Source organism: Microcoleus sp. S13_C3 (assembly GCF_036700905.1).
GTDB lineage: Bacteria > Cyanobacteriota > Cyanobacteriia > Cyanobacteriales > Microcoleaceae > Microcoleus.
The window spans coordinates 1-1,666 of sequence record NZ_JAUBPT010000065.1 but is presented as its reverse complement, the minus strand read 5'-3'; the positions used below and the strand labels follow the sequence as shown (position 1 = coordinate 1,666).

At 45.6% G+C, this 1,666-nt stretch carries 3 protein-coding genes and 1 pseudogene; 1 reads left to right on the top strand and 3 read right to left on the bottom strand.

The features are described from left to right. The 3 genes and pseudogenes from QUA16_RS18430 to QUA16_RS36970 form a co-directional block, all read right to left on the bottom strand. The coding region (locus tag QUA16_RS18430) for a ribbon-helix-helix protein, CopG family (RefSeq protein WP_333181289.1) at positions 1-942 on the bottom strand (942 nt) is incomplete at its 3' end. A gap of 60 nt (positions 943-1,002) precedes the next feature. Next, positions 1,003-1,107 carry a hypothetical protein gene (locus QUA16_RS36975; protein ID WP_445252198.1) on the bottom strand — a complete coding sequence of 35 codons (105 nt, stop codon included), beginning with the start codon at positions 1,105-1,107 and terminating at the stop codon, positions 1,003-1,005. 67 nt (positions 1,108-1,174) lie between these two features. Continuing rightward, a pseudogene (locus QUA16_RS36970) lies at positions 1,175-1,417 on the bottom strand (phycoerythrobilin:ferredoxin oxidoreductase); the annotation flags it as partial. A gap of 14 nt (positions 1,418-1,431) precedes the next feature. Between QUA16_RS36970 and QUA16_RS18420 the strand changes: the two are divergent. After that, complete coding sequence (locus QUA16_RS18420) at positions 1,432-1,581, top strand: hypothetical protein (RefSeq protein ID WP_333106657.1); 150 nt, start codon at positions 1,432-1,434, stop codon at positions 1,579-1,581. Positions 1,582-1,666 lie beyond the last annotated feature (85 nt).

Below are 1,666 nucleotides of genomic sequence, written 5' to 3'. Positions count from 1 at the left end.
CTGTTGCACAAAGTCGTGTTCCCGGTGTTCTTTTTCAGCGATTTGCTGCTGTAAAGATTCCAGAGCGCTGGATTTTTCGGCTAGCTGTTGCACAAAGTCGTGTTCCCGGTGTTCTTTTTCAGCGATTTGGTGCTGCAAAAATTCCAGAGCACTGGATTTTTCGGCTAGCTGTTGCACAAAGTCGTGTTCCCGCTGTTCTTTTTCAGCGATTTGCTGCTGCAAAGATTCCAGAGCACTGGATTTTTCGGCTAGCTGTTGCACAAAGTCGTGTTCCCGCTGTTCTTTTTCAGCGAGTTGCTGGTGCAAAGATGCGATCGAACTTTCGCGTTCACTCAACTGCTGCTGTAAACTTTCGTAACTTGACTTCGCTACTGTTTCGGCTAATTGGCTTTCGAGATTTTGCTTTTCGGTAGCGAATTGCTGCTGCAAAGATGCGATCGAACTTTCGCGTTCACTCAACTGTTGCTGTAAACTTTCGTAACTTGACTTCGCTACTGTTTCGGCTAATTGGCTTTCGAGATTTTGCTTTTCAGTAGCGAGTTGCTGCTGTAAAGATGCGATCGAACTTTCGCGTTCACTCAACTGCTGCTGTAAACTTTCGTAACTTTCTTGCAGCGGATTTGGCTTTACACTCACCGAGTCCGATAGGGTTTCTGCCGTTACAGCGTCATTAAATTCGCTTTCTTCGGCTGTTTCCCCTTGCAAGTGGGCGGCTTCTACCTGCGTTTCTTCACCTTTTTTCCAAGTGACACTAACTTCCGTCTTGTCGCTTGAAATATCCAGAGCGCCTTGTGCCAAGCGTTCTAGGAGCTCCGACCTTGATATTCCAAGCTTTCGAGCGATCGTGTTCAATCGATCGGCACTAGAAGAAGTCAGCGAAAGTCCGATTTTGACTTTGCTGTCTGAATTGGAACTAACTACATTGCGATTTTTTTTGACCATTGGCATTTTCCTCATGCCAACCTACACTTATTAGTATAGTGGCTGAAGCTTGTATTAAAATTAATTCTTGTTACTTACCAATTGTGCCAGCTTGCGTTCCCAATTGAACAAAAAGCCGTGAATGTATTCTTCGATCCATTCCTCCCCGCAGAACCGCGTGAACATTTCCTGACCCGGGGTTTTTTCGGCAAGATACCGCAGATAGCACAGTTGAGCTTGTTAAGATACTATCTAACTTTGCGCCCGATCTCACAGGTTCGGCGCGATCGACCAAATCCAAATAAGCCGCCACATAGTCTTTGAACCCTGCAAAAACCGGAATTGCCAAAATTTTCCTTTCCTTGGGACGATCCCACAGAAACGCCCACGAGAAAAACTGCTTAGCTTCCTCTGGAAAGTCGCCACTCCAGGGAAGGTGCGGTTGATGAGCTTGAAAAATTTGTTTGATCGAGCCAGTATGTTCCGTCCGCTCCAACGCCCGTCAGGAGAATGAGTTCAGCTTTTCAGCTTCCTCAAGAAGTCTGCCACCAAAATCTTGTTCTGAAAAGTTGCTCGAATTGTGTCGCTGTTGCTGTAATTAATAATAACTTCAAACCTCTCAAACTCACCGCTTGGGCGATCGATATCAACTGTGTTTAGCTCTGTTACTGTAGTTTAGACTAAAAAATGAGCGCAGCTAAAAGTAGCCACCTTTGAATCTCAGGCAAGCTGTTGCTCAAAAACT